The following is a 24919-nucleotide window of genomic DNA, read 5'->3' on the forward strand; positions in this document are numbered from 1 at the left end:
AGGGGTTTTTACTATCTTTCCTGTCTCGTAATAAAAAAGGAAGTACTTCATGAAGCTAATACTACTCATAATCTTGATTATCTTCGGCTTTCAATCAAGCGCTTGGGGACAGGCGCCGACTCTCAGTATCGAGGCTAAACAAGAACCGATCCAAGAAATCATGAAAAAAATAGAGCATCAAACAGGCATGACATTCTCCTACGATCCTTCTATTCTCAAAGGTATTTCCCGGATTACATTCAAATCTGATAACCAATCCATATCGGAATGCCTTACCCGGCTATTCCAAAAGCTCCCTCTGTCTTATCAGATAAACGGTACCCACATCATCTTGAAGAAACTCCCCCGCTCAGTAACCATCAGCGGATTCGTACGGGATAAAGCGACTACAGAATATCTAATCGGGGCCTCCGTTTATGACTCTCGCACACAAAGGGGCACAGCTACCAATAACCACGGTTTCTTCAGTCTAACCTTACCGGTCGGGGTAGTCCGTCTGGAGACTTCCTACATCGGATACGGACGTTTCTCACATACATTCCAACCGCTCGAACGGGATACCGTGATGGAAATTCTGCTGGAAAGCGGTGAGGCATTGGCCGAAGTTGTCGTTACCGGTAGTAATGACACACAAAACCCGATACAAGCCCCTCAGATGGGAACGATTAAAATAACCCGGAAGATGATCAAGACCATCCCGACCTTATTCGGTGAGGCTGATGTGATCAAAGCCCTGCAAACCCAACCCGGCGTATCAGCCGGAACGGAAGGATTAGCCGGGATGTATGTCCGTGGGGGGAATGGAGACGAGAACCTGTATATGATAGACGGAATCCAACTGTATCAGGTCAATCATCTCGGAGGACTTTTCTCCGCTTTCAACGCCGAGGCTTTGAAAGATGTGGATTTTTATAAATCCGCTTTCCCCGCCCGCTATGGGGGAAGGCTTTCCAGCGTAGTGGATGTGCATACTAAAGATGGCAATATGAAAGAGTACCATGGTAGCGCTATGCTAGGATTGACCTCCGGTAACTTAAATTTCGAAGGGCCGATCATTAAAGACCGGACTTCGTTCAACGCCTCCTTCCGTCGCTCTTGGCTGGATGCCTTATCCGCACCGGGTTTGGCGATCTACAATAAAATTCAGAAAAAGAAGGGGGAGAAATTCAGCGCACGCTATGCTTTTACCGATCTGAACCTAAAAGTGAACCACCATATCAATGACCGGAGCCAAGCTTACGTTAATTTCTATTTCGGACAGGATTTCCTAAAAGGAGGAAGTTCTGAGTTCTCCGTAGGTGATAATATAACCCCTTTCGAGAACAAGGACTTTGGAAAGATGCGCTGGGGTAACATCGCATTGTCTTCCGGCTGGTCGTATGTGTTTAACAACAAGATGTTCGGTACCGTCACCTTGGCTTATTCCCATTATCAATCCAAACTAAAACAAGAGACTTCACAATACTACGGAACCGAGGGTGACAAAGATTATTCTTCACGGTTTATCGAGACCTCAACCCGAAACGGTATCAATGATTTCGGAGTCCATGCGAACTTCGACTATATTCCTACCTTGGCACATCATATCCGTTATGGTACCGACTATCTTTACCATCGTTTCAGCCCGGAATATATCGAGGAAAAGACCTCCGAGAATTTGTCTCCGACCAAACGAACTACCGGAGACGAGCGCCTTTCAGCGAATGAGTTGGCTGTTTTCGCCGAAGATGACTGGGCGATATCTCCCATTGTCCGGGCTAACGCCGGATTACGCCTGAACATGTACAATATACAAAAGAAGACATATGTCTCCTTAGACCCTCGTTTATCCGTACGCTTCCTGCTCACGAGGGATCTAAGCCTTAAGGCCTCATACGCCCGGATGAATCAATACGTACATCAGATTAGCGAAAGTTATATGAGTCTCCCTACCGATATGTGGATGCCGGTCAGCAAGAAATTAAAACCATTGGTGAGTGATCAAGTATCCGTTGGCGCTTATTACAATCTGCACAAGAACTATTCCTTCTCGGTGGAAGGTTATTACAAATGGATGAATCACTTACTGGATTATAAAGATGGTTACAACTTCTTACCCTCGTTCGTCGGTTGGGAGGAGAAACTGGCCGCCGGTAAGGGGTGGGCCTATGGAGCGGAGTTTATCGCCCGGAAAGAGACGGGGCGTATAACAGGATGGATCGGATACGGACTAATGTGGAGCGACCGGCAGTTCGACGAGATTAATAATGGCAAACGTTTCCCCGCGAAATACGATAACCGCCATAAGCTGAATATCGTCGCAAACTGGAAGATCAACGAGAAATTGGAACTAACAGGAAGCTGGACTTTCATGACCGGAAACCGGGTTACGGTGGCATTCGAGAATTACGAGGATTTGGGCCTCACTCCTGTCCCTCCGCTCTTACCGGAAGGAGGCTTGGACTATTTCACGGAGCGTAATAACGTACGTCTCCCCGCTTACCACCGCTTAGATCTGGGGATTAATATTTATCGACCTAAAAAGAACGGCCATCTCGGTATCTGGAATATCAGCGTATATAACGCTTATTGCCAGATGAACCCGATAACTATCCATAAGCGGTCTTGGATAAACTACAGCCATTATTTCGAGACGTTATCGCTCTTACCGATCATTCCGTCTATATCATATACTTATAAATTCTAAAGAACATGAAACCTATATTCTATTTATCAATCTTATTATCCAGCCTGCTCCTAACCTCCTGCTACAGGAAGTTTGACCTAGAGGAATATCGTACTACACCGAAAATGGTGATCAACTCGGCCTTCTCGCCGGATACAGTCGTAATGGCCAGCATATCCCGCACATGGTTTCACTCAGAGAGCAAGCCGGACGTGACGATTCGAAACGCCAAGGTGGAATTATACATAGACGGGATCTTCAAGGAGGAGATGCCTTGGAAAGAATATTCCTATTGGAAATCTTCTCGTTGGCTCGGAGAGGATCGAGGTGGATGGGTAACAGATACGCTTTATATATCGAATACGGTTCCACAGCCCGGACAAACCGTAAAGATTGTAGCTTCCACCCCGGAATATGGAACAGCCTCGGCGGAAGATAAGATTCCTTCCAAGACCGAAATCAAAGGCCTGCGCATAATTCCCCGTAAAGAAGCTACCGACAACGGCGGTACCCTTGTCGATGGAGATGGGAATATCTCCTACATAGAAGAAAACGATGTGCTTATCTATCAAATCACTTTCCAAGATACCCCGGGTAAATCAAATTACTATTCTCTACAGATATGGGGAGATGACGACCATCTTGGTGTCCTGTTGGACTTCTCCGTAGATCCCGTATTCACGCAGCAACAAGGTATCTTGGATGAGGTTTTCGGCTCCTCGATGGTAAATTGGCGGGGACGGGTATTTTCCGACGAGCTGTTCGACGGGAAGGAATACACGTTGCAAGTAAAAGAACAACTTAGGTCCGATACTAAATATTATACCAAACGCCATATTCGTTTATATTCCCTGTCCGAACCCTATTACCAATATCTGCTATCTTTACAAAACATCAAGAATGAAGGTATCATGGGCGGACTTACGAATGTAGGTCTGGCCGAGCCTGTCCGAATCTACAGCAATGTGGAAGGAGGAACGGGAATCGCTGGTGGATGTCAATGGTTTGAATCCTTGGTAGACATAAAAGATTTAATCAAATAGCGAGCAAAAAAGCATCTATCTATTGCGAATCAAATATTTATTTCGTTACTTTGCACCCGCTTTACGTAATCTCTGTCGGGAAATGTAGCCCGTTAAATTGCGTTTCATTATAAATTACAATTAAAAAGCTATAAACAATGGATTTAATTAAGATTGCAGAAGAAGCGTTCGCTACGAAGAAGGAACTTCCTTCATTCAAGAGTGGTGATACGATCACGGTAGCTTACCGTATCAAAGAGGGTAACAAAGAGCGTATCCAGCAGTATCGCGGTGTTGTTATCCGTATCTCCGGTCACGGCGACAAAAAACGTTTCACAGTTCGTAAGATGTCTGAGAACGTAGGTGTAGAGAGAATTTTCCCGATCGAATCTCCGTTTATCGAAAGCATCACGGTTAACAAAGTCGGTAAAGTACGTCGTGCTAAATTGTACTACTTGCGTGCCCTTACCGGTAAGAAAGCAAGAATCAAAGAAAAGAGAGTCTAATCTCTCCGATTCTATTGCCATACGAAAAGCCATCCAGCGGAATGCCGGATGGCTTTTTGTTTATCGTTTCTTACAATGCCTATCGTAAGCATCTAACAATGCCCATTCAAAGGAGCTTACGATGGGCATTATAAGAACCTTAGAATGGGCATTGAAAGAAATCATATATCCAAGTCGCCCACGATTCATGAATGAATATCGCTGACAGATAATTTGGATATGCTCTAAAACAAGGGTTCATCAAAAGTCATTTTCACGAGATACCACTCCCTTCCCTATAAGAGATATACTTCAAGTTCCACAGGAGATATACTTCATCGGTAAAGTAAGTACTACCTCTACGGAATTCCCATTTATAGATAATTTCATCCACGGATTTTATCGCATGAGCCGCTTTTTACGTACATTTGAAGCAAATCCACCTAAGCGACATGGAAAAATGGATAAACAAATCGAACTATCGCAAACAGAAATAGAGCTAGCGTTCGCTTCCTTTTGTATAGAAGGAACCGCACGCAAATTGGGGCAGCCTTACCAAGAGGTGTTCGCACGCATGAAACGGGTAGGAATGATAGAGAACTATATCCTACCCAATTATAATATATTGCATACTGAAAGCCGCGAACACGTAATCGACAATATAGATGTAACTTACTTCCGACTATTCAATATACCCGATTCATTATCTGAATTATACAACTTACGATCCACGGATTTGTATTTGCGACCGAAATCTAAGTGGTAAGAGAATCCGATCTCGAAGCCCGGATAAATATCACCAAAACGCTGATCGGTCACATAGGGAGCGATCGCTGAAAGGTTCTTACTCCGGTAACGGGCGGATGAGGTAAATTGGGTAGAGAAAGAAGCGCTTAACTGAACCTTCCCGATCCTATAACCGATACCCAACCTATTAAAACGATCGGCCTCACGACTGGTCTCACCCGAAAAGCTATAGCTTCTCTTATAAATCAACAGATTAAAATTAAAGTTCTTCACATCGCTATTCAAAGAGATCACATAGAAGGGATCCGTATATGTATGCGAATAGCTATTTCCATTCGATTGGAAATGGTTCAAGCCTCCGGAGATATTCATGCGCAGATAATCGCCGAAGGGTGAATAATTCAAATAGAGTTCCGGCGTAAAGCGATGGAAACTCCGTTGGTTATCGTAGGTGCGGATAAAAAGTCCCCGGCTAGCGTCATACAGGGTCTCTTCCATGACCATGCGGGGCTGGTATTGGTAAGAGAAAGTAAAGCCGGCCTTGACCTTTGCCGTATTCACATGAAATTCCACGGCGTTGTTATGATATAAGAAAGGGGATAGACCCGGATTACCTCTACGAACCTGTAAGGAATCAATCCATTGCTCCACGTTACTCAACTCAGACAAGGATGGGTTTACATTGCGCAGGTTATACCGGTAACGGGCGGATAATACCTCATTGATAGTATAAGTAAGCGTCACCTGCGGGCGGAAGTACCACCGATTGTAGGAGTCCACATTTTCTTGCGATAGATAATTACGGGAGGCACCCAAACCCACATTATAAACCAACTTCTTCCAAGTTCCTACGTATTGCGCATACATATACGACTCGGACTCTGTCATATGGGTCGTATAATCACCGGAGCCGGAATACACGTTATCCGTATAGGCTTGCGTATGTTTCAAACCAGCGGAAATTCGGCCGGTCTCCAGCTCTTTCTCGTAGATACCCTCTCCGATTACCGAATAGCGCTTTCCATCTACTTTCGTATAAATATCTGTCAAAGGAATACTTTCCAGTTCTTCCCGGTAGGTATGACGGCTATCGGTATTCGAATAAGTTCCCACGACATTGACGGCCAATGATTGTTTACGGGGTAATTTCCGGAAATAATACAAGTCGAGCGAGGGACGGGTATTCAAGGATTTATTATTATCGATAAGATGGGTCGTAGCCATACTCTCGCTATTTCTTAAAAGGGCGTCGCTATAGTTATGCGGATAGTCGTAATAATAAAAGTTCAACTTAGCGTTCAAGAAATAATCATCATCCTTCGTGTAGTTATAATTCGCCGTCGTAGTCCAATACATCTCATAATCCCTCCCGGGGATTCCTTCCTGTGTTCGCTGGAAGGTACCGTCTGGAGTATGAAAGATTTCCGTCCGGTCTTGCCATGCCTCTTTATACCGGTGTCCGTTCGCAAAGCTGGATAAAGAGAATTCCGAACGTCCCCGGTTATACTTACCATATATATAATCTGCCATCCAAAACGTGTTTAATTGATGGCTTAAATCCACGCCGAGATTTCCTCCGGAAGTCCGCTTGATCGTTATATAATCCAAGACGATATCGATTCCTTCCCCATATCGCAAACCGGGGTTATCGTGATATTCCACCCGTTTGATATCCTCCGGCGAGAGGGCGGCGACTTCTAAGGAAGAAGCCAACACGCCATTTATACGCAACTGAACGTTTCCATTCGCCATAGAGATACTTTTCGTATTCGGATCTACCCATAGGCGAGGTAAAGACATCCGCCTTGTCAAATCCAAGCCATCCATCGAGCGCCGCACTTGGTCTTTGGAGGGGAATATAAGTTGACGGTCTTTCTTCCTTATAATCGAAGAGGCTTGAATGGTAACCTCATCCAAATCGATCGTTTTCTCCTCTTGCGCGTTTACCAAAAAGGCAACGCAAATCAATCCCACAAATAATACTTGTCTTCTCATAAAATTCAAATTTGATTCGAGACAAATGTAAGGAGGTAAACAGCTAAAATCGATTTATACAGGCAAGAAACTAAAGTGCAAGGCATTACGATCATATACTGATTTACAAAGCATTAGCGAACGACTTAGAGAGAAAAGTTTATATTTGCCGTTTGAGCACTTATATTGCCGATGATATCCTCTTTCTCATCCATATCCAGCTTATGGCGGATGTCCGTCTTGCGCTGATAGATCGTACGGACGCTTTGCTGGGTAACCACACTGATTTCCTTGGTAGAGAAGCCGGCGCATAGCAAGCAACAAAGCTGGATCTCTTTTTCCAGCAAACGCCCATCAGACAATCGGACCAGATGCGTATGGAAATTATCATAGACCGCATCGATAATCGGATACAGGTCATCCCATACCAAAAGCATATCTACCGGGACATCCTCATTCGTGATACGAGTCATTTGCTGGAGCAATTCCTTATTTTGTTGCGTGGGAGTAGTCGCCATCAAGCGGATAACACCCAATTGCTGCAACAAGACCTTACGGAAAAAGGCACTATCGGGTTTCTCCTCCTCCGCTACGGATTGCTTGGACTCGTTCAAGAGCTGACGCAAGGCTTCCAAACGCTCCTCCATATCAATCAAACGGTTCCTCCGGTTACGGATATATAAGGAAACTCCACCAGCTACCAATATGGAAAGCAAGGAAACGATCACTAAGATAGAGAACGTACGCTGCCGGCTCATTTCCAAGCGAAGATTTTCTCGGCGTAAACGATTTTGATCGACTAATCGTTCCCGCTCAGCCTTCTCCGTTTGGGATTTCACGGTATACAAAGAATCGCAATATTGCCCTAATCGGGAAATATCGACCGGCTTATTTTCCTTTACGCCCAATATAAATTGATAGGCATAATTAAGCGCATGCGAGGCTATATCATCGCTGTGACTACGCTCCAAGTCTAACGTATTCTTCTCGATATACTTCCGGGCAGAATCCAGCTCCCCTAGATTGATCCAAGGCATAACATAGGATCCCAAGATTTCTCGTTCCGGATAACGTTCCTTCAGCAAACGCAGATATCTGATAGAAGCCTTGGGATTAAAGTCATACAAGAAATCCGCGTAATTACGGGCAAAATGATGGGCATACCATTCGATATTCTTAGCCAAGGCCGAGTCCGCGGCCAAACGAAGATAATAATCCGCCGAGTCCCTCATTCGCAAGCGGCTATAACTCAACCCGGCCATATAATAGGCCATCTCCTTAAATCCAGCTTTTGGCGAGGCTTCCCATTCCTTCGACTCTGCGATCGTTTCCCGATACAACCCCTCACCAAAACTCAAGGAAGTCAATCGGTCATAAAAACGTACAAGGTAGGTCGAATCCGAACGGGAATAAGCGGAATCTATCGCCTCTCGGTACAAGGCACGTCTTTGTTCCAACCCCTTCCGGGAATCACCCATGTAAATAGCCTTTACGAAATAAGCGGAAAGTAAAGGCTCCGAGGCATGCTCCTTATAATAATCCACGGAGTAGTCGATGAGCGAGTCGTTCACCAAGCTGCGCCCCTGCAAGAGATGAAGCCAAGCGAGCCTCCGTCCATACTCTGCCTTATCGCTATCCGAAAGAGCGGAAAGCGTTATTTGCTCCTCCAGCAGCCAAGCGGCGCTATCTAAGTTATTCTCGTTTACCAACCGGTCCGCTTCCGCAAATTTCTCCCGTACGGATTTACCGCCACAGGAAAGCAACAGGCAGACACTGGCCAGCAATATGTAGGCAAACCATTTCGTCATAGCGACAGAGATCCTAATTTCCGGCAAAGGTACATTATTTTCGGAAGCCCGGGCGATTCACCGATATTTTTATCCGTTTCGTCGATTCCTTTTCCCGCTCGGATAAGGAAGCCCTATCTTTGTAAGCAGACAAAGGGTTTATCTATGTTACAATTAAAAAGAAATGACTTATTGATCGGCTTCACGATATCCGTCTTGCTTAGTATTTTCGTGAACTTCGCCCTTCTGATGCGTAAATATGAGTTCGAGACCGGAAACCCGAGCATGGGTATCCAGCCTCCGGATCGCACCATGTATTATTTGCTAATCTGGTTCTTCGTGTTCTCCTTCATCTTATTTATTGTCAACAGCTTGATGTATAAGTTCGGGGACAAGCTTTTCCGCAGGAAAGAGTATAAAAGGGTATTGGTGGTTTGCGTAACTTGTATCAGCATCGCCTACGGCATGTTTCATCTGTCGCCGGTTTTGTACACGGCCATTGTTGTAGAATGGCTGGGAGAAGACGGACCTCAGCCAGCTACCCGGGATATCATGATCCGCATCAACCGGGACAGGATGGCTACGCAAACCATCAGGCCTGCCGAGCATCGGGACATACCGGTACCGCCCAATCCTTTCACGGTCCCTAACTCTTTCATGACGGAGCATCTTTTCGTCTTCCTCACGGTCATGCTAAGCTCCATACTGATCCGGCTACTGGGCAGCAAGCAGCAAATGAAACTGGAATATGAGCAATTGAAGACCGAGAAGTTACAGAATTCCTATAACGCCTTGATGGGACAAATCAACCCGCATTTCTTCTTCAACTCCTTAAATGGATTGAACGCCTTGATACAGAGCGGAGAGAAACAACAGACGCTGGCTTATCTGGATGAGCTATCCAACGTCTTCCGGTATATCTTGCAAAGCAACAAGAAAGAGCTGGTTACGCTAGCGGAAGAACTTCAATTCGTAAAGGCGTACACCTATCTGCTAAGCGTGCGCTACGAGGGAAAGCTATTCTTCTCCATCCAAGCGGATACCCCTTACTTGCTTTGGTATCTGCCGATATTGAGCGTACTCCCCCTGATCGAGAACGCCGTAAAGCACAACGTTATCAGCAAGCAATACCCACTACAGATCGATATCTATACCACCCATGAGGACAAACTAATCATATCCAATAAAATACATCCTAAGTCGGAAGATAGCAAAGGTAGCGGTATCGGATTGAAGAACCTATGGGGGCGCTACCGGATGCTTACCGGAAAGGACATCCAGATCTCCAACCGCAAGGAATATTTCAAGGTCACGCTTCCTTTACTTAATAAACCCATTCACTCATGAAAGCAGTTATTATAGAAGATGAGACTACCGCCGTTAATAGCCTAAAGGCGATCTTGGCGCAAAATACGGTTACTCAGATCGAAGTGATCGCCGAGTTGGAGAGTATCGAGGAGAGCGTGGATTTCTTCCGGACATCGCCTCATCCGGATATCATCTTCATGGATATCCATTTAGCGGACGGATCGGCGTTCAAGATATTCGAGCAGGTGGAGATAGATGCCCCAGTAGTCTTCACGACCGCCTACGATGAGTATGCGTTACAGGCTTTTCAAGTAAGCAGTATCGATTATCTACTGAAGCCTGTCACGCTGGCCTCGCTGGAAAGGGCCTTGAATAAATTACGGCTGTTCGATACCGAGGAAAGGCTGGCGCATATCCGGCAAACGAACCGTACGATCCAGAGTCGCCACACGATCAAGAGCCTGTTGATCATGCTGGCCGATAAATTCTATCCGTTGGCGGTTGAGGAGATCCTTTATTTCTATACGGCCAACGAGAAGGTTACCGCCTATACCTCCGACGGGAAGCAACATCCCGTAGACCGTACCCTCGACGCGTTGGGAGAGCAACTGGACGAGAGGCTTTTCTTCCGGGCCAACCGTCAATTCATCATTTCACGCAACGCCATCAAGGATATAGATCTTTGGTTCGGGAGCCGCCTGTCCGTCAACCTCACCTTGCCGGTTCCCGAACGTATCATCATCAGCAAGACCAAGACCCCGATCTTCAAGAAATGGATTCTGAGGGAAGAGGAATAATGTCTTTTCACCCCCTCCCGTAAGGCGATTCACCGACCCGATTATACCACTAATCGGCGCTTAACCTTTCTTTACCGAACTTTCCTGTTATTTCGCGGTACAACAAATAAAGGTAAAAACACTATGCTGAAATGTATCACTTTCGACGGAGACGCCTCGACCCTGAACACGCTCATGGGATATCTCGAGAAACTGGACAAGGCTTTGGCCGATGTCCACCAAGTGCTGAGCAAGGAGCAAACAGAACGCCCCATCTTCGTCCGGGAGGGCAGCAAGATCATTCGCCTTCGCCGGGAAGAGATCCTTTTCCTCGAGGGATACGGCGATTATGTAAAGGTACACCGTATCAATGGCAAGCCCCTGCTCACGCAAGTCAGCTTGAAGCGGTTCGAGGAGTTTCTGGACAGGAATCGTTTTTGCCGGGTACATCGTTCTTACATCGTATCCCTCTCCCACATTAATTATATCGAGCGCAAGCGGATACGTATCGGGGAGGAACTGATCCCTATCAGCGATTCGTACCTGCCCGCCTTGATGAATAATCTGGCTCTCCAAGAGTAACCAAGAGTTTCATGCGGAAGAAACTTTTGTTTCTCCGTGACAAAACTTTTGTTTCCTAGTGAAGAAACTTTAGTTTCATAGGCAGAAAACTAAAGCTTCACTTGGTAGAACTTCTCGCTTAATGTATAGGTCACCGTAAAGCCCATGATATCTCTTCGCAACGCATTCCCTTGCAATTGGAGACGATCGTAATAAAACGCCGTATTGATACGGCCATTCAGGACGGGTAATCCCAAGCCAACGCTTACCCGATACGCCCCGCCGGATTGTCCTTTCAACCGCAGGTAAGGCGTGGAAACAGAAACACCCGCTTTATAAGACATCCGTTTCCAATAACTGCTGGAGCTAAATCCATTCGGGATATAGCATACGCCCAAGCGTAGCTCATGCGAATCCCGGAACTTTACCCGGCTATCGCTCGAGTTCAATACCCCGTATTGCCGGAATAGATAGTCCAACGCATACGTCCATTTTTTATGCGCCAATGAGCTACCGATGCCTATATATTGAGGTAGATATTGTGCCACCCTTTTCTGGTTATAGGGGGTTTCCGTGCTGCTTCCCGTCACCGTCACCGTATTTTTCAATGAGATCCGTTGCTTATAACCGTAAATGGCGCCGACCGTTAGAAAGGTTTCCCGGGCGATCGGACGATGATATTGTAAACCGAAATCGGCGTAAAAAGAGCGGCCGGACATCTCCCTTGACACTGTCATCGCACTTTGTATCTCATTCAGTGTCATATTTCCGAAGATAAAATTAAGATTCATACCGACTGATAGATGCTTGGTCAATAAAAATCCCTGGGAAAGGAAAGCCTTGGAAAGCCCGCCTGTCCCCGAAAACGTACTGGTTACAAAGGTTCCGGGAGATCCTTCCAACTCTTGCGAGGACTTAAAATAATACCCAACGAAACTATAAGGAGTTACCCCGACGGACATATACCACCGTCGCATGATACGCCCTCCCAATGAGAAAGCGGAGAAATTCCCGGTGAATGCGCTGCTAGAGCTCCCGTCTGAGCGGTATCGTTCATTCTTCACGAAGGCAGATGCCTCAGCGAACAACTTACAACTATCCAACGCTGTCAATCCGGCAGGATTCTCTATATTCATCAGCATCCCTTCCCGCATGCCGACAGTGACACCCGCCATCGAGGTATTTTGACCATATAAACCGGAAGCCATCTCACCCAGTCCAAACATCGAGTAAGGCGAGGAAGTCATCGTATTCTGCGCGGATGCGCTTGCCGCCATCAAGAGGCAAGGGTAAAGAAGGTATCTAGTAACTTTCATAGACCTTATAAATGAGTTGTAGGGTGACCGGGTTACGTCCTCCCTGATCGTTAAACGTCAAGTTCTTGAACGTGCCGGTGTAATCATCACTATTAAAAACCAACTGAAGATTATGCTTATACATGCCAAAGGCACCTAGCTCCTCTTGCATGAATTGAGTCACGTCGAAATAATAATAGGTGTTCTCGTTAAACGTATTGTCTTCCGATAGCGTACCTCGTTGAACCTCGGAACCGAGATAATCGGTCACGGCATCCGTCACCACATTATTCTCATCGGCGATATATAGGTAGAGGCTGTCCGGCAAGGTATTGTAATCCGAATAAGTGCCTTGCTCGGGATAAATCTTAAGTAAAGCGCTCTCAATCTCCACTTGCGTGCCTTGTTGCATCAGATTATTCAAATACGGGAATTCCAGACGGGTATACCAACCCAAGCCTCCGAATAATACGCCCCGGTTACCAAGCTCGGCCGAAGGTATCTCCACTCCTTTCATCGGATATCCTGCCATATCCGTTCCACTACGGTCATGGTCAATATGATTGAACTGGGTATCCGTATTCGGGAAGAACCATAATTCCTTCTCCGTGGAAAGCTCATCGGATAAATGATAATGCAGGACTAAAGCGGCGGAGGAATCGGCTACCGTGAAAGTCAGCAGAGACTCGCTTCCCGCCAAGTCCGGCACGATCGCCACCCCCTTGAAATAGTCCTCAAAGCGATCCTCGGACACCGCTTGATCCTGCGCATGAAAACGGGACAAGAGGTCTTGCCCTAGCGCATCGGGAAGACGGACTTCCAGTTTCTCCCCGCCCTTCGGCTTCGGTTTAAATGAGCAGACCGCCAAAGCCTCGGGAGCGTAAGAGACACTGCTATTATTATATAAGTACCCGTTATCGTTTAAGACAATCTTCTCCGTTAGCTGATAAATCGAGAGGGTTTGTTGGAGGGTCGTGTCTCCTACAAAGCGACCATCGAAAGCGAGAGACAGGACTAGCGAGTCCAGTACGACCGTCTCGTCCGGATCAGTCCCATAGCTCGGTCTCTCATAAGCGATAAAGCTATGCGACGAGACGACTCCCCATAATGAATGTTTGTACCGGCCTACCAAAGCGACGTTCTTACCGGATGTCTCCAACGAGTCGATCAATACCGAGGTCACTACGACCGTGCTGGTATCTATACGAACGTTACGGAAAGCGGAGTCCACCAGATCGCTGCCATACGTACCGTTCTCGTCATAACAGGAAAACAGTCCCAGACAGAGCATCAAGCACCCCAAAGCAAAGAATGTTCTAACCATACTTCTTATTTAATAAGCAAATAATCTTTTATCAATCCGATGGCAAAGAACGTATTTAGCGCAAAACCCGGCAAGATAAACCCATGAACCCACCGGTTTCCTCTGTAAACGGCCCGATACTGAAGATGAAACCGATTTCAAAACCATTCGAGGCCCTAACCTATAAATCCGGCTTATTCACCGATAAAAACCGTATGTTTACCGATTTAATTTGTGGGTCTCGTAAAACCCTCGTTCTTTTGCTTCCGTAAAAACAAAATACGTAGTTAGAATGATACACAAAAGGATTCTTGTATTCTTGATCGCTTTTCTTCCTGTCATCATCAGCGCTTGCAGTGATGACGATGACGATGATTTGATCGGTAAGTGGTACCGTGTCTCTGACATGGACGGATTGGCGCGAAATTACGCCTCCTCTTTCACGATCGGTAACAAAGGATATCTGATTTGCGGAAACGACGGAAAAAATCGTTTATCGGATTGTTGGGAATATGATATGGAACGAGATACTTGGACGCAAAAGGCGGACTTTCCCGGAACCGCCCGCAATTCGGCCGTAGCTATGGCGGTAGATGAAAAGGGATATCTGGGAACCGGATACGACGGTACCAATTACTTGAACGACTTCTGGGAATTTAACCCGACCACCAATACGTGGGCACAGAAAGCGGATTTCCCCGGCTCGGGCCGATATGGAGCCGTGGCCTTCGGGGTAAACGGTAAAGCGTATATCGGATGCGGATACGACGGGAATTACCTAAAAGACTTTTATGCCTTTAATCCGGTGGCAAATAGCTGGACGCAAACGATCAGTATCGGCGGGACAAAGCGTCAGGGCGCTACCAGCTTCGTGATAAATGGAATCGCTTATGTATGTTGCGGACAAAATAACGGCGAATATGTAGACGATTTCTGGAAATTCGATCCCAGCACGGAATCATGGACCCAACTTAGGGATATATCGGATTCCTCGGACGAGGATTATGACGATGATTATACGATCACACGTACGAACGGGGTTGCTTTCGTGATTGATGGAGCCGCTTATCTGACTTGCGGTGAGAGCGGAAGCCTACGTAGCGACACTTGGAAATATTATCCGGCCACCGATCTATGGGAAAACGTAGCTAAATTCAAGGGAACTGCCCGTACGGCGACAGCATCTTTCTCCTCTGGCGAGAAAGGATTCGTAGTATCCGGCAAAAGTGGTACCACTCAATTTGATGATATTTGGGAATTTCACCCGAATGAATATGACGATGATGAATACTAAGAAAGGACGGGCTTGGTTCGTACCGGGCCTAGTGGTACTGCCGGTATTACTGTTTTATTTATCTTTTTTCCGGGGTGAAGAAATGGGGTCTTCTCCCGGGCGGCAACTGGAGTTGCAAACATTTCAATCGGGGGATGGCTGGGGGTACCAGATTAGGATGAACGGAAAGGTGTTGATTTACCAACCCACCATTCCCTCTATTGATACGGTAATTGCGTTCCCGGATAAGGAAAGCGCAGAAAACATAGGCACACTCGTATTAAATAAATTGGCCGGGAACAGGAACTTCTCGGTCTCTAGAGAAGAGATACAACATTCACTCTCTTATTTAGGGCAATAGATTTATAATCATTAAATGTTTGGAGCAGGCTGGCTATTGATTAGTAGGTTTGCTTCGTTTTTTCCACTAAAAAGAAAAAGGGAGTCCACCTTGATAGGTGAACTCCCCCATTTCTCAAGCAAATAATGAAAATTACTTCTTATAAGTCTTATAACCATAAACAGCCAAGGAACCCAATTCCTCCTCGATACGAAGCAACTGGTTGTATTTCGCCATACGATCGGAACGGCTTAAGGAGCCGGTCTTGATTTGTCCGCTGTTGGTAGCTACGGCGATATCGGCGATCGTAGCATCCTCTGTCTCACCGGAACGGTGGGAAGTCACGGATGTATAGCCATTACGGTGGGCCATCTCGATAGCGTCTAATGTCTCGCTCAATGTACCGATCTGGTTTACCTTGATCAAGATGGAGTTCGCGCAACCCTTCTCGATACCTTTCTTCAAGAACTCTACGTTTGTAACGAATAGGTCATCACCTACCAACTGGCATTTTCCGCCTAGCGTGGAGGTTAGCATTTGCCAACCGGCCCAGTCATTCTCGTCCATACCATCCTCGATAGAATCAATCGGGTATTTGTTCACCAACTCACTCAGATAAGCGACTTGTTGCTGGGCGTTACGCTTAGCGCCTTTCTCACCCTCGAATTTCGTATAATCATACACACCATCGTGATAAAACTCGGAAGCAGCGCAATCCATGGCTATCGTCACATCCTTGCCCGGCTCATATCCAGCGGCTTTGATAGCGGCCATAATAGAATTCAAGGCATCTTCCGTACCATCCAATGCCGGAGCGAAACCGCCCTCATCACCTACAGCCGTGCTCAAGCCACGATCGTGCAATACTTTCTTCAACGCATGGAAAACCTCTGCGCCCATACGAAGCCCCTCACGGAAACTCTTCGCACCTACCGGACGAATCATGAATTCCTGAAAAGCGATCGGAGCGTCGGAGTGAGAACCTCCATTGATAATGTTCATCATAGGAACCGGCAACACGTAGGTATTTGTTCCACCGATATAACGATATAAAGGCAGATCCAGATAATTAGCCGCTGCCTTCGCTACGGCAAGCGATACACCTAACATAGCGTTAGCTCCTAGATTTGATTTTGTCTTTGTACCATCCAAATCCAGCAACTTATGGTCTATCTCTCTTTGATTCAAGGCGCTCATTCCTAAAATGGCGGGAGCGATTACCTTATTTACATTATCCACGGCACGGAGAACGCCTTTGCCACCGTAGCGATTCTTATCGCCATCGCGTAACTCGATAGCCTCGTTCTCACCGGTAGAGGCGCCAGAAGGTACAGCCGCACGACCGAATGCGCCGGAAGCCAAATGTACGTCTACTTCTACTGTCGGGTTACCACGTGAATCAAGTATCTCTCTACCTACTACTTTTACAATTTCCATATTACTATATTTGTTTTATTAGTTGTTCAATGATGTCTTACTTTTCTTTTTCACAAATATAACAATAGCCAAGCAAGGAATGTTTGCGGAAGCCTATCGAGTTTTTCAATCTTTTAATAGATGATTTTTACTATTTGCCTAAACCTTTCAAAAAAAGCTTTTGTTGTTTATGAAAGAATATACTCATACTAAGATGAAAAAGGTACTTACCACTATTGACTCTTCTAGATTTATTCCTGCTGTTTGGCAAAGGGGAGTTCATTTATGCGGATACCGCATCTGTCCCTCCGGAATATAAAGCTTGCCTGTGCTCTTCTTGTGAAGATCATATTGATGATAATCACCATACCGGATACTCTTTTGATCAAGAGGATGGAGAAGTCATCGCAAAAGGGCTTTCCACTGAACCGGATAATTTCTTACCGCAACGTCTGAATTTGTACAACGCTTTCGAGACGAAAGATTATGATAATGGCATACAACAAACCTCTGGATTTTTCAACACGCCTAATGGAAAGTTCATTTGGCAAGATTATTTATACCAAGACCGCTTATTAAATGCGACTCAGCAATATGAACCATCTTTAGAGAATCTCTCAAAAGCAGTGAAACTAGCCGAATACTATCGTTATCTGGGCTATTTCTATTACCTCAAAAAGATCTGGACAATTCAAAAATATACTGGAATAAGGTCTTAGAGATCGATCCTTCTAATAAGGTAGCGCAGGAGGCTCTTCAAAGCATACAATAAAAACAATTATAAACTTCATATTTCTTTACACTGCTATATTTGCACTATACCTCAACAAAAAAAGCGATCCGTGTGTACGAATCGCTTTTCTTATATGATTATAAAAAACTTGCTTATTCAGCTGCTTTTTCCTCGCTAGCTGCTTCAGCTGTAGGAGCTTCTGCAACCGATGCTGTTGCTTTTTTACGAGAACGTCTTGTTTTAGGAGCTTTCTTAGCGGCTGTATCCTTCAACATATTTTCGTTATAGTCTACTAACTCAATAAAGCACATAGCTGCGTTGTCACCTAAACGGTTACCAGTCTTGATAATTCTGGTATAACCACCCGGACGATCACCGATCTTCTGAGCAATTTCCTTGAACAACTCTGTTACAGCAAATTTGTCTTGCAAATTGCTAAATACCACACGTCTAGAGTGAGTTGTATCCTCCTTAGACTTCGTGATAAGTGGTTCTACATACTTACGTAGCGCTTTTGCCTTTGCTGTCGTAGTAAAGATTCTCTTATGCTTGATCAAAGAACAAGCCATATTCGAAAGCATTGCGTCACGGTGAGTATTTGTACGACCTAAATGATTGAATTTCTTATTATGTCTCATCGTTTACTTACTCTTTATCTAATTTATATTTTGTGATATCCATACCGAATGAAAGGTTCAAGCTCTCAAGCAGTTCATCAAGTTCAGTGAGCGACTTTTTACCGAAGTTACGGAATTTCAACAAATCATTCTTATTGAACTTAACCAACTCACCTAGTGTTTCAACATCTGCGGCCTTTAAGCAATTCAATGCACGAACGGAAAGGTCCATATCAGCCAGCTTGCTCTTAAGCAACTGACGCATATGAAGTACTTCTTCATCGAACTCTTCATTGCCTTCAGTATCCGCTGTCTCGATCGCAATCTTTTCATCTGAGAACAACATGAAATGATGAATCAGAATCTTCGCTGCTTCCTTCAACGCTTCCTTCGGATGAATAGAACCATCTGTGGCTATTTCAAGAACCAACTTCTCGTAGTCCGTCTTCTGTTCAACACGGAAGTTCTCGATTGAATATTTTACGTTACGTATCGGAGTGAAGATAGAGTCGATAGCGATCACATGTATATCTGCGTTCGGGTCTCTGTTCTCATCTGCGGGTACATAACCGCGACCTTTATTAATAGTCAATTCAATCTGGAAACTTGCGGTCGGATCCAAGCGGCAAATAACCAAATCAGGATTCAATATCTCGAATCCAGTCAGTTGCTTACCAATATCACCGGCTTTGAACACTTCCGAACCCGAAACAGTAATACTCACTTTTTCATTCTCGATGTCGTCTACGATATGCTTGAAACGAACTTGCTTCAGATTCAAGATAATGTTTGTCACATCCTCGATAACACCCGGGATTGTACCAAATTCATGGTCAACCCCGTCGATCTTAATGGATGTAATAGCAAAACCTTCAAGTGACGACAGGAGAATACGACGTAAAGCATTACCTATTGTAATACCATAGCCGGGTTCCAACGGACGAAATTCAAACTTTCCGAAGAAATTGTCCGCTTCCAACATTAATACTTTATCGGGTTTTTGAAATGCTAATATCGCCATGGAAATCAATTATTATTTAGAATACAATTCTACGATCAACTGCTCTTTAATGTTTTCAGGAATGTCAGCTCTTTCCGGCAGATGCAGTAATTTTCCGCTCATTGAGGACTGATCCCACTCAATCCAAGGATATTTGCTGTGATTGAAACCTGACAATGCGTCGGCAATAACCTCCATGGATTTAGATTTTTCTCTAACACCAATAACCTGACCGGGTTTTACAGAGTAAGAAGGAATGTTTACAACACTTCCGTCTACTGTAATGTGACGATGAGAAACCAACTGACGAGCTGCGGCTCTTGTCGGGGCTATACCCAAACGATAAACCACATTGTCAAGACGGCCTTCTAACAATTGAAGAAGCACCTCACCGGTAATACCTTTAGAGCGTGAAGCTTTTTCGAATAAGTTTCTAAATTGCTTCTCCAATACGCCATAAGTGTATTTTGCTTTTTGCTTCTCACGAAGCTGGATACCGTATTCAGAAGTCTTTCTTTTTCTGGAGTTACCATGTTGTCCAGGAGGATAGTTCTTCTTAGAAAGAACTTTATCCGCACCGAATATTGCCTCACCAAACTTACGGGCAATTCTTGTTCTTGGTCCAGTATATCTTGCCATTTTTTTATTTTTTTAAATGTTCTGTTTGAATCTGGAACCGTGCAGCCGCGATTACAGAGAGGATAAGGTCAATATGCAATCTATTCACAATTCCGGATTCAATGTTTAAGAAACTATAATTAATTATACTCTTCTCTTTTTCGGAGGACGACACCCGTTATGAGGAAGCGGTGTAACATCAACGATTTCTGTTACCTCGATACCTGCGCCATGGATCGTTCTGATAGCGGACTCACGACCGTTACCCGGACCCTTAACGAATACTTTCACCTTTCTTAAACCAAGATCATAAGCTACTTTAGCGCAATCCTGTGCTGCCATCTGAGCTGCATAAGGAGTATTCTTCTTAGAGCTTCTGAATCCCATCTTACCAGCGGAAGACCAGCTGATTACTTGTCCTTCGCTATTCGCTAAAGACACAATAATGTTGTTAAAAGAAGAATGAATATGAGCTTGACCGTAAGCGTCAACTTTTACGTTTCTCTTCTTTGCTGCGACTGTTTTCTTTGCCATATTAACTCTTATTATTTAGTAGCTTTTTTCTTATTTGCAACAGTTTTCTTCTTACCCTTACGAGTACGAGCGTTGTTCTTCGTGCTTTGGCCTCTCAAAGGCAAACCAAGACGATGACGAACTCCTCTGTAGCAACCAATATCCATCAGACGCTTGATGTTCAACTGAACTTCTGAACGAAGGTCACCTTCAACCTTGTACTCAGCGCCAATGACTTCACGAACTTTTGCGGCTTGATCGTCTGTCCAATCCTTAACTTTGATATCACGATCAACCCCAGCCTTATCTAATACGGATTTTGCAGCGCTACGACCAATACCATAGATATAAGTCAAAGCGATTTCTCCTCTTTTATTTTGTGGCAAGTCTACACCAACTATTCTTATAGCCATATTACTTACTTAGATTATTTTGCAAAAATAATAAATTATCCTTGACGTTGTTTATACTTAGGATTTTTCTTGTTAATTACGTATAAGCGACCCTTTCTTCTTACTATCTTGCACTCAGGTGTACGCTTCTTTAAAGATGCTCTTACTTTCATATCGTGTTTAATTTTATTTGTATCTAAAAGCAATTCTACCTTTCGATAGATCATACGGAGACATTTCTACTCTTACCTTATCCCCCGGAAGGATCTTAATGTAATGCATACGCATCTTTCCTGAGATATGAGCGGTAATTTCATGTCCGTTCTCCAATTCTACACGAAACATCGCGTTTGACAATGCTTCTACAATTACTCCATCTTTCTCTATTGCTGATTGTTTAGCCATATAAATCCAATTAAATTGCGTTTTCTCCTAGAACTTCCTCTAAAAACTTAAATGAAGATAAGATCTGGGGACCATCCGGACGTATAGCGATACAATGCTCGAAATGAGCAGAAGGCTTTCTGTCCTTTGTGCGAACCGTCCATCCGTCTTTCTCAAATGCAACGTTCTTGCTTCCCATGTTGATCATCGGCTCGATGCAGATACACATTCCGTTACGCAATAACGGTCCGCATCCACGTCTGCCATAATTAGGCACTTCCGGTTCCTCATGCATTTTCCGACCTATACCATGTCCCACCAGCTCTCTTACGACAGAGTGACCTTGAGACTCGCAATAAGTCTGAATCGCATTACTGATATCACCCAAACGGTGACCTTCAACAGCACATTGGATACCTAAATAAAGTGAATCCTTCGTCGCTTTCAACAATTTCTTCACTTCCGGCACAACCTCACCTACACAGAAAGTGTAAGCGGAGTCACCGACAAAACCATTCAATATCGTCCCACAATCCACAGAGATCACGTCACCCTCTTTCAAGATCATCTTAGAAGAAGGAATACCATGCACCACCTGATCATTCACTGAGGCACATATTGAATTAGGGAAACCACCATATCCCAAAAAAGCCGGAACAGCACCATTATCTCTAATGAACTCTTCCGCAATCTTATCAAGTTGAAGTGTGGAGACTCCGGGGACAATATGCTTAGCTACCTCGCCAAGTGTCTTACCTACCAGTTGATTAGCCTCACGCATCAACTCAATCTCTTCATCTGTCTTTAAATAGATCATTCTATTAATAAGCGGCAACAGAGCCTGTACGGCCTTTAATTCTTCCTGACTTCAACAAACCGTCATAATGACGCATTAGTAAATGACTTTCAACTTGCTGCAATGTATCCAACACCACACCAACCAAAATCAACAAAGATGTACCACCAAAGAATTGGGAGAACTCCATACTTACACCGGCAATTCTAGCGAAAGCGGGCATGATAGCAACCAACGCAAGGAAAAAAGCACCCGGCAAAGTAATACGGTCCATAATGGTATCCAGATAGTCTTTGGTATTCTTACCCGGTTTCACACCCGGAATAAAACCATTGTTTCTCTTCAAATCATCTGACATCTGGGTCGGATTGATCGTAATAGCCGTATAGAAATACGTAAACAGGATAATCAACACCGCAAACACGAAGTTGTACCAAAATCCCGTATTATCCATGAAAGCAGCCCAAAAACCGCTCTGCTCTCCCGTACTAGAGAAACCTACAATTGAGATAGGAATAAACATGATCGCCTGAGCGAAGATGATAGGCATTACGTTAGCGGCATTCACCTTCAGAGGGATATACTGACGCGCGCCACCATATTGTTTATTACCGATAATTCTTTTCGCATATTGCACGGGGACCTTACGAGTACCTTGTACCAATAAGATCGCACCAGCGATAACAAGCAAAAGGAACAACATCTCAAATAAGAACATAACCAGACCACCGGTTTTCTCACTTGTTCTAGAAACGAATTCTTGGAACAAAGAGTGCGGCAGACGGGCTATAATACCAACTAAAATGATAAATGAAATACCATTTCCAACACCTTTATCTGTAATTCTTTCACCTAGCCATAAGATAAACATACTTCCCGCAGCCAAGATGATCGTAGATGAGATCGTGAACCAAATACCACCCGGTAAAGCAGCGCCGGCAGCCTTAAGCTGAACGCTTAAATTCACCAAGTAAGTAGGACCTTGGAATAACAAGATCGCTATCGTCAAGTAACGAGTCCACTGATTGATTTTTCTACGGCCACTCTCACCCTCTCTCTGCAATTTTTGGAAAGAAGGAACTGCGATGGCTAACAACTGCATAACAATTGAAGCGGAGATATATGGCATGATTCCCAACGCAAAAATAGATGCGTTAGAAAAGGCTCCACCTGAGAACATATCCAACAGTGCAAGCAATCCGCCTCTTGTCTGCTCCTGTAAAGCGGTTAACGCTTTGGGATCGATACCCGGAAGCACTACATACGTACCAAAACGGTATATAGCCACCAATAAAAGAGTGGTGAGGATCCGATTTCTCAGATCCTCAATCTTCCAGATATTCTTGATTGTTTCAACAGCTCTCATGACTTAGAGTTTAACGACTGTTCCACCTGCGGCTTGGATAGCTGCCTCTGCGCTCTTAGAGAAAGCGTGAGCCTCAACCTCTAACTTAGCAGTCAAGCTACCGTTACCAAGAATTTTAACCACTTGAGAAGAAGAGATGAAACCAGCCTCCATCAATTCATTAATACCAATCTTAGTCAATTGCTTAGCCTCTGCCATTTGTTGCAAAGTATCGATATTAATAGCTTTATATTCTACACGGTTAATATTCTTGAAACCGAATTTAGGCAAACGTCTTTGAATAGGCATCTGACCACCTTCGAAACCAATCTTGTTCTTGTAGCCAGATCTAGACTTGGCACCTTTATGACCTCTTGTTGAAGTTCCGCCTAATCCTGAACCCGGACCACGTCCGATTCTTTTTCTGGTCTTGGTAGATCCTTCAGCCGGTTTTAAATTTGATAAATTCATATCGTATAATTTATTTTTTCAACCAATTATTACTTTTCTACAGAAACCAAATGTTTCACTTTCTCAACCATACCTAAGATCGCCGGATTAGCTTCATGCTCTACAATCTGGTTCATCTTTCTCAGCCCTAGTGCGTCAAGCGTTCTCTTTTGGTCTTTCGGGCATTTAATTCTACTTTTAACTTGCTTTACTTTAATAGTCGCCATAAACTTATCCCCCCCTAATTAACCTCTAAATACTTTTTCAACAGCAACACCTCTGTTCTGAGCAACATCGAACGGGCTTCTCAACTCACCTAGCGCAGCGATAGTAGCTTTCACCAAGTTATGAGGGTTGGAAGAACCTTTAGATTTTGCCAAAACGTCTGTAATACCTACGCTCTCCAATACGGCACGCATAGCACCACCAGCCTTAACACCGGTACCGTGAGATGCCGGTCTAATCAGCACTTGAGCACCACCGAATTTAGCTAATTGTTCGTGAGGGATCGTACCTTTGTGTACCGGAACCTTGATCAAGTTCTTCTTAGCAGCTTCTACACCTTTAGCGATAGCTGTCGTTACCTCACCGGCTTTACCTAATCCCCAGCCAACGATACCATCCTCGTTTCCTACTACAACGATAGCAGCAAAACTGAATGTACGTCCACCTTTTGTAACCTTAGTTACACGGTTGATTGCAACCAGTCTGTCCTTCAACTCTAAGTCGTTGGTCGATTTAACTCTATTATTTGCCATCTTCATTAAAATTTAAGGCCGCCGTTACGTGCAGCATCTGCTAATTCTTTAATTCTCCCGTGATACAGGTAACCATTACGGTCGAAAACCACTGTCTGAACGCCAGCTTCCTGAGCGCCTTTAGCGATTAATTCACCAACCTTAGCAGCGATCTCCTTTTTCGGAGCCTTAACATCTAATTTCAAAGATGAAGCAGCGGCTAAAGTCTTGCCTGTAGTATCATCTATCACCTGTGCGTAGATTTGCTTGTTGCTTCTAAACACAGTCAGGCGCGGACGCTCAGTAGTTCCTGAGATTTTGCCGCGTACGCCTGCTTTTATTTTTAATCTTCTTTCTAGCTTCGTTGTCATGATAATTTCAG

At 44.6% G+C, this 24919-nt stretch carries 28 protein-coding genes; 10 read left to right on the plus strand and 18 right to left on the minus strand.

Translation table 11 applies throughout. From position 1 onward, the window contains the following. Positions 1 to 49 precede the first annotated feature (49 nt). The 4 genes from CI960_RS17895 to CI960_RS17910 all read left to right on the plus strand — a co-directional run bounded on the left by CI960_RS17895 (position 50) and on the right by CI960_RS17910 (position 4938). Complete coding sequence (locus tag CI960_RS17895; protein ID WP_005854042.1) at positions 50 to 2686, plus strand: TonB-dependent receptor domain-containing protein; 2637 nt, start codon at positions 50 to 52, stop codon at positions 2684 to 2686. A 5-nt stretch (positions 2687 to 2691) separates the two neighbouring features. Beyond that, complete coding sequence (locus CI960_RS17900) at positions 2692 to 3708, plus strand: DUF4249 domain-containing protein (RefSeq protein WP_005854041.1); 1017 nt, start codon at positions 2692 to 2694, stop codon at positions 3706 to 3708. Between the two features lie 137 nt (positions 3709 to 3845). Beyond that, on the plus strand, positions 3846 to 4193 hold the full coding sequence (gene rplS / locus CI960_RS17905) for a 50S ribosomal protein L19 (RefSeq protein WP_005854040.1): 348 nt from the start codon (positions 3846 to 3848) through the stop codon (positions 4191 to 4193). A gap of 439 nt (positions 4194 to 4632) precedes the next feature. Continuing rightward, positions 4633 to 4938, plus strand: coding sequence for a DUF3791 domain-containing protein (locus CI960_RS17910; RefSeq protein WP_005854039.1), 306 nt, complete (start codon positions 4633 to 4635; stop codon positions 4936 to 4938). On the opposite strand, the gene CI960_RS17915 is transcribed toward CI960_RS17910, so the two are convergent. After that, positions 4845 to 6914 carry an outer membrane beta-barrel protein gene (locus tag CI960_RS17915; protein ID WP_005854037.1) on the minus strand — a complete coding sequence of 690 codons (2070 nt, stop codon included), beginning with the start codon at positions 6912 to 6914 and terminating at the stop codon, positions 4845 to 4847. The genes CI960_RS17910 and CI960_RS17915 overlap by 94 nt on opposite strands. 125 nt (positions 6915 to 7039) lie before the next feature. Then, positions 7040 to 8728, minus strand: a complete 1689-nt coding sequence (locus CI960_RS17920) for a LuxR family transcriptional regulator (protein ID WP_224201709.1) — start codon at positions 8726 to 8728, stop codon at positions 7040 to 7042. Positions 8729 to 8845: 117 nt separating this feature from the next. On the opposite strand from CI960_RS17920, the gene CI960_RS17925 reads away from it, so the two are divergent. The 3 genes from CI960_RS17925 to CI960_RS17935 all read left to right on the plus strand — a co-directional run bounded on the left by CI960_RS17925 (position 8846) and on the right by CI960_RS17935 (position 11346). Then, positions 8846 to 10027 (plus strand): sensor histidine kinase, encoded by a 1182-nt coding sequence (locus tag CI960_RS17925; RefSeq protein ID WP_005854033.1) that lies wholly within the window; start codon positions 8846 to 8848, stop codon positions 10025 to 10027. After that, entirely contained in the window at positions 10024 to 10785 is a 762-nt protein-coding gene (locus CI960_RS17930) for a LytTR family DNA-binding domain-containing protein (RefSeq protein ID WP_005854031.1), read from the plus strand. The genes CI960_RS17925 and CI960_RS17930 overlap by 4 nt, the downstream gene beginning before the upstream one ends. 123 nt (positions 10786 to 10908) lie before the next feature. Further along, on the plus strand, positions 10909 to 11346 hold the full coding sequence (locus CI960_RS17935; RefSeq protein ID WP_005854029.1) for a LytTR family DNA-binding domain-containing protein: 438 nt from the start codon (positions 10909 to 10911) through the stop codon (positions 11344 to 11346). 89 nt (positions 11347 to 11435) lie between these two features. Here the strand turns inward: CI960_RS17935 and CI960_RS17940 are convergent, their stop codons facing one another. After that, entirely contained in the window at positions 11436 to 12641 is a 1206-nt protein-coding gene (locus CI960_RS17940) for a hypothetical protein (protein ID WP_005854027.1), read from the minus strand. Next, entirely contained in the window at positions 12628 to 13944 is a 1317-nt protein-coding gene (locus tag CI960_RS17945) for a DUF4270 family protein (RefSeq protein ID WP_005854025.1), read from the minus strand. Before CI960_RS17945 ends, CI960_RS17940 begins: the two co-directional genes overlap by 14 nt. 271 nt (positions 13945 to 14215) lie before the next feature. Between CI960_RS17945 and CI960_RS17950 the strand changes: the two genes are divergently transcribed. Next, a complete protein-coding gene (locus CI960_RS17950) occupies positions 14216 to 15217 on the plus strand; it encodes a kelch repeat-containing protein (RefSeq protein ID WP_005854023.1) in 1002 nt (333 codons plus the stop codon). After that, positions 15204 to 15557: a DUF4907 domain-containing protein gene (locus tag CI960_RS17955; protein ID WP_008779938.1), complete on the plus strand. Its 354-nt coding sequence runs from the start codon at positions 15204 to 15206 to the stop codon at positions 15555 to 15557. Before CI960_RS17950 ends, CI960_RS17955 begins: the two co-directional genes overlap by 14 nt. A 132-nt stretch (positions 15558 to 15689) precedes the next feature. Here CI960_RS17955 and eno read toward each other — a convergent pair whose 3' ends face one another. Continuing rightward, entirely contained in the window at positions 15690 to 16973 is a 1284-nt protein-coding gene (gene eno / locus CI960_RS17960; RefSeq protein WP_005854019.1) for a phosphopyruvate hydratase, read from the minus strand. 215 nt (positions 16974 to 17188) lie between these two features. Here eno and CI960_RS17965 point away from each other — a divergent pair, with 215 nt between their 5' ends. After that, complete coding sequence (locus tag CI960_RS17965) at positions 17189 to 17671, plus strand: hypothetical protein (protein ID WP_005854018.1); 483 nt, start codon at positions 17189 to 17191, stop codon at positions 17669 to 17671. 166 nt (positions 17672 to 17837) lie between these two features. Here CI960_RS17965 and rplQ read toward each other — a convergent pair whose 3' ends face one another. The 13 genes from rplQ to rplR form a co-directional block, all read right to left on the minus strand. Further along, positions 17838 to 18323 (minus strand): 50S ribosomal protein L17, encoded by a 486-nt coding sequence (gene rplQ / locus CI960_RS17970; RefSeq protein ID WP_005854016.1) that lies wholly within the window; start codon positions 18321 to 18323, stop codon positions 17838 to 17840. Between the two features lie 7 nt (positions 18324 to 18330). Beyond that, positions 18331 to 19323 carry a DNA-directed RNA polymerase subunit alpha gene (locus CI960_RS17975; protein WP_005854014.1) on the minus strand — a complete coding sequence of 331 codons (993 nt, stop codon included), beginning with the start codon at positions 19321 to 19323 and terminating at the stop codon, positions 18331 to 18333. 12 nt (positions 19324 to 19335) lie between these two features. Continuing rightward, complete coding sequence (gene rpsD, locus CI960_RS17980) at positions 19336 to 19941, minus strand: 30S ribosomal protein S4 (RefSeq protein ID WP_005854012.1); 606 nt, start codon at positions 19939 to 19941, stop codon at positions 19336 to 19338. A gap of 123 nt (positions 19942 to 20064) precedes the next feature. After that, on the minus strand, positions 20065 to 20454 hold the full coding sequence (rpsK, locus tag CI960_RS17985; protein ID WP_005634781.1) for a 30S ribosomal protein S11: 390 nt from the start codon (positions 20452 to 20454) through the stop codon (positions 20065 to 20067). An 11-nt stretch (positions 20455 to 20465) separates the two neighbouring features. Next, positions 20466 to 20846: a 30S ribosomal protein S13 gene (gene rpsM, locus CI960_RS17990; protein WP_005854010.1), complete on the minus strand. Its 381-nt coding sequence runs from the start codon at positions 20844 to 20846 to the stop codon at positions 20466 to 20468. A gap of 35 nt (positions 20847 to 20881) precedes the next feature. Beyond that, positions 20882 to 20998, minus strand: coding sequence for a type B 50S ribosomal protein L36 (gene ykgO / locus CI960_RS17995; protein WP_005645768.1), 117 nt, complete (start codon positions 20996 to 20998; stop codon positions 20882 to 20884). 13 nt (positions 20999 to 21011) lie between these two features. Continuing rightward, positions 21012 to 21230 carry a translation initiation factor IF-1 gene (gene infA / locus CI960_RS18000; protein WP_005854007.1) on the minus strand — a complete coding sequence of 73 codons (219 nt, stop codon included), beginning with the start codon at positions 21228 to 21230 and terminating at the stop codon, positions 21012 to 21014. A gap of 10 nt (positions 21231 to 21240) precedes the next feature. Further along, positions 21241 to 22026, minus strand: coding sequence for a type I methionyl aminopeptidase (gene map / locus CI960_RS18005; protein ID WP_094582518.1), 786 nt, complete (start codon positions 22024 to 22026; stop codon positions 21241 to 21243). A 4-nt stretch (positions 22027 to 22030) separates the two neighbouring features. Next, positions 22031 to 23371: a preprotein translocase subunit SecY gene (secY, locus tag CI960_RS18010; RefSeq protein WP_005854004.1), complete on the minus strand. Its 1341-nt coding sequence runs from the start codon at positions 23369 to 23371 to the stop codon at positions 22031 to 22033. A 3-nt stretch (positions 23372 to 23374) separates the two neighbouring features. Further along, positions 23375 to 23821, minus strand: a complete 447-nt coding sequence (gene rplO / locus CI960_RS18015) for a 50S ribosomal protein L15 (RefSeq protein WP_005853999.1) — start codon at positions 23819 to 23821, stop codon at positions 23375 to 23377. A gap of 29 nt (positions 23822 to 23850) precedes the next feature. Continuing rightward, a complete protein-coding gene (gene rpmD / locus CI960_RS18020; protein ID WP_005853996.1) occupies positions 23851 to 24027 on the minus strand; it encodes a 50S ribosomal protein L30 in 177 nt (58 codons plus the stop codon). 18 nt (positions 24028 to 24045) lie between these two features. Then, positions 24046 to 24564 carry a 30S ribosomal protein S5 gene (gene rpsE, locus CI960_RS18025; protein WP_008773758.1) on the minus strand — a complete coding sequence of 173 codons (519 nt, stop codon included), beginning with the start codon at positions 24562 to 24564 and terminating at the stop codon, positions 24046 to 24048. Then, the gene (rplR, locus tag CI960_RS18030) at positions 24564 to 24908 is read right to left on the minus strand and encodes a 50S ribosomal protein L18 (RefSeq protein ID WP_005853992.1); all 345 of its coding nucleotides are present in this window, start codon (positions 24906 to 24908) and stop codon (positions 24564 to 24566) included. The genes rpsE and rplR overlap by 1 nt, the downstream gene beginning before the upstream one ends. Between the last annotated feature and the right edge of the window lie 11 nt (positions 24909 to 24919).

This window comes from Parabacteroides sp. CT06, from assembly GCF_002257605.1.
GTDB classification, from domain to species: Bacteria; Bacteroidota; Bacteroidia; order Bacteroidales; family Tannerellaceae; genus Parabacteroides; species Parabacteroides distasonis.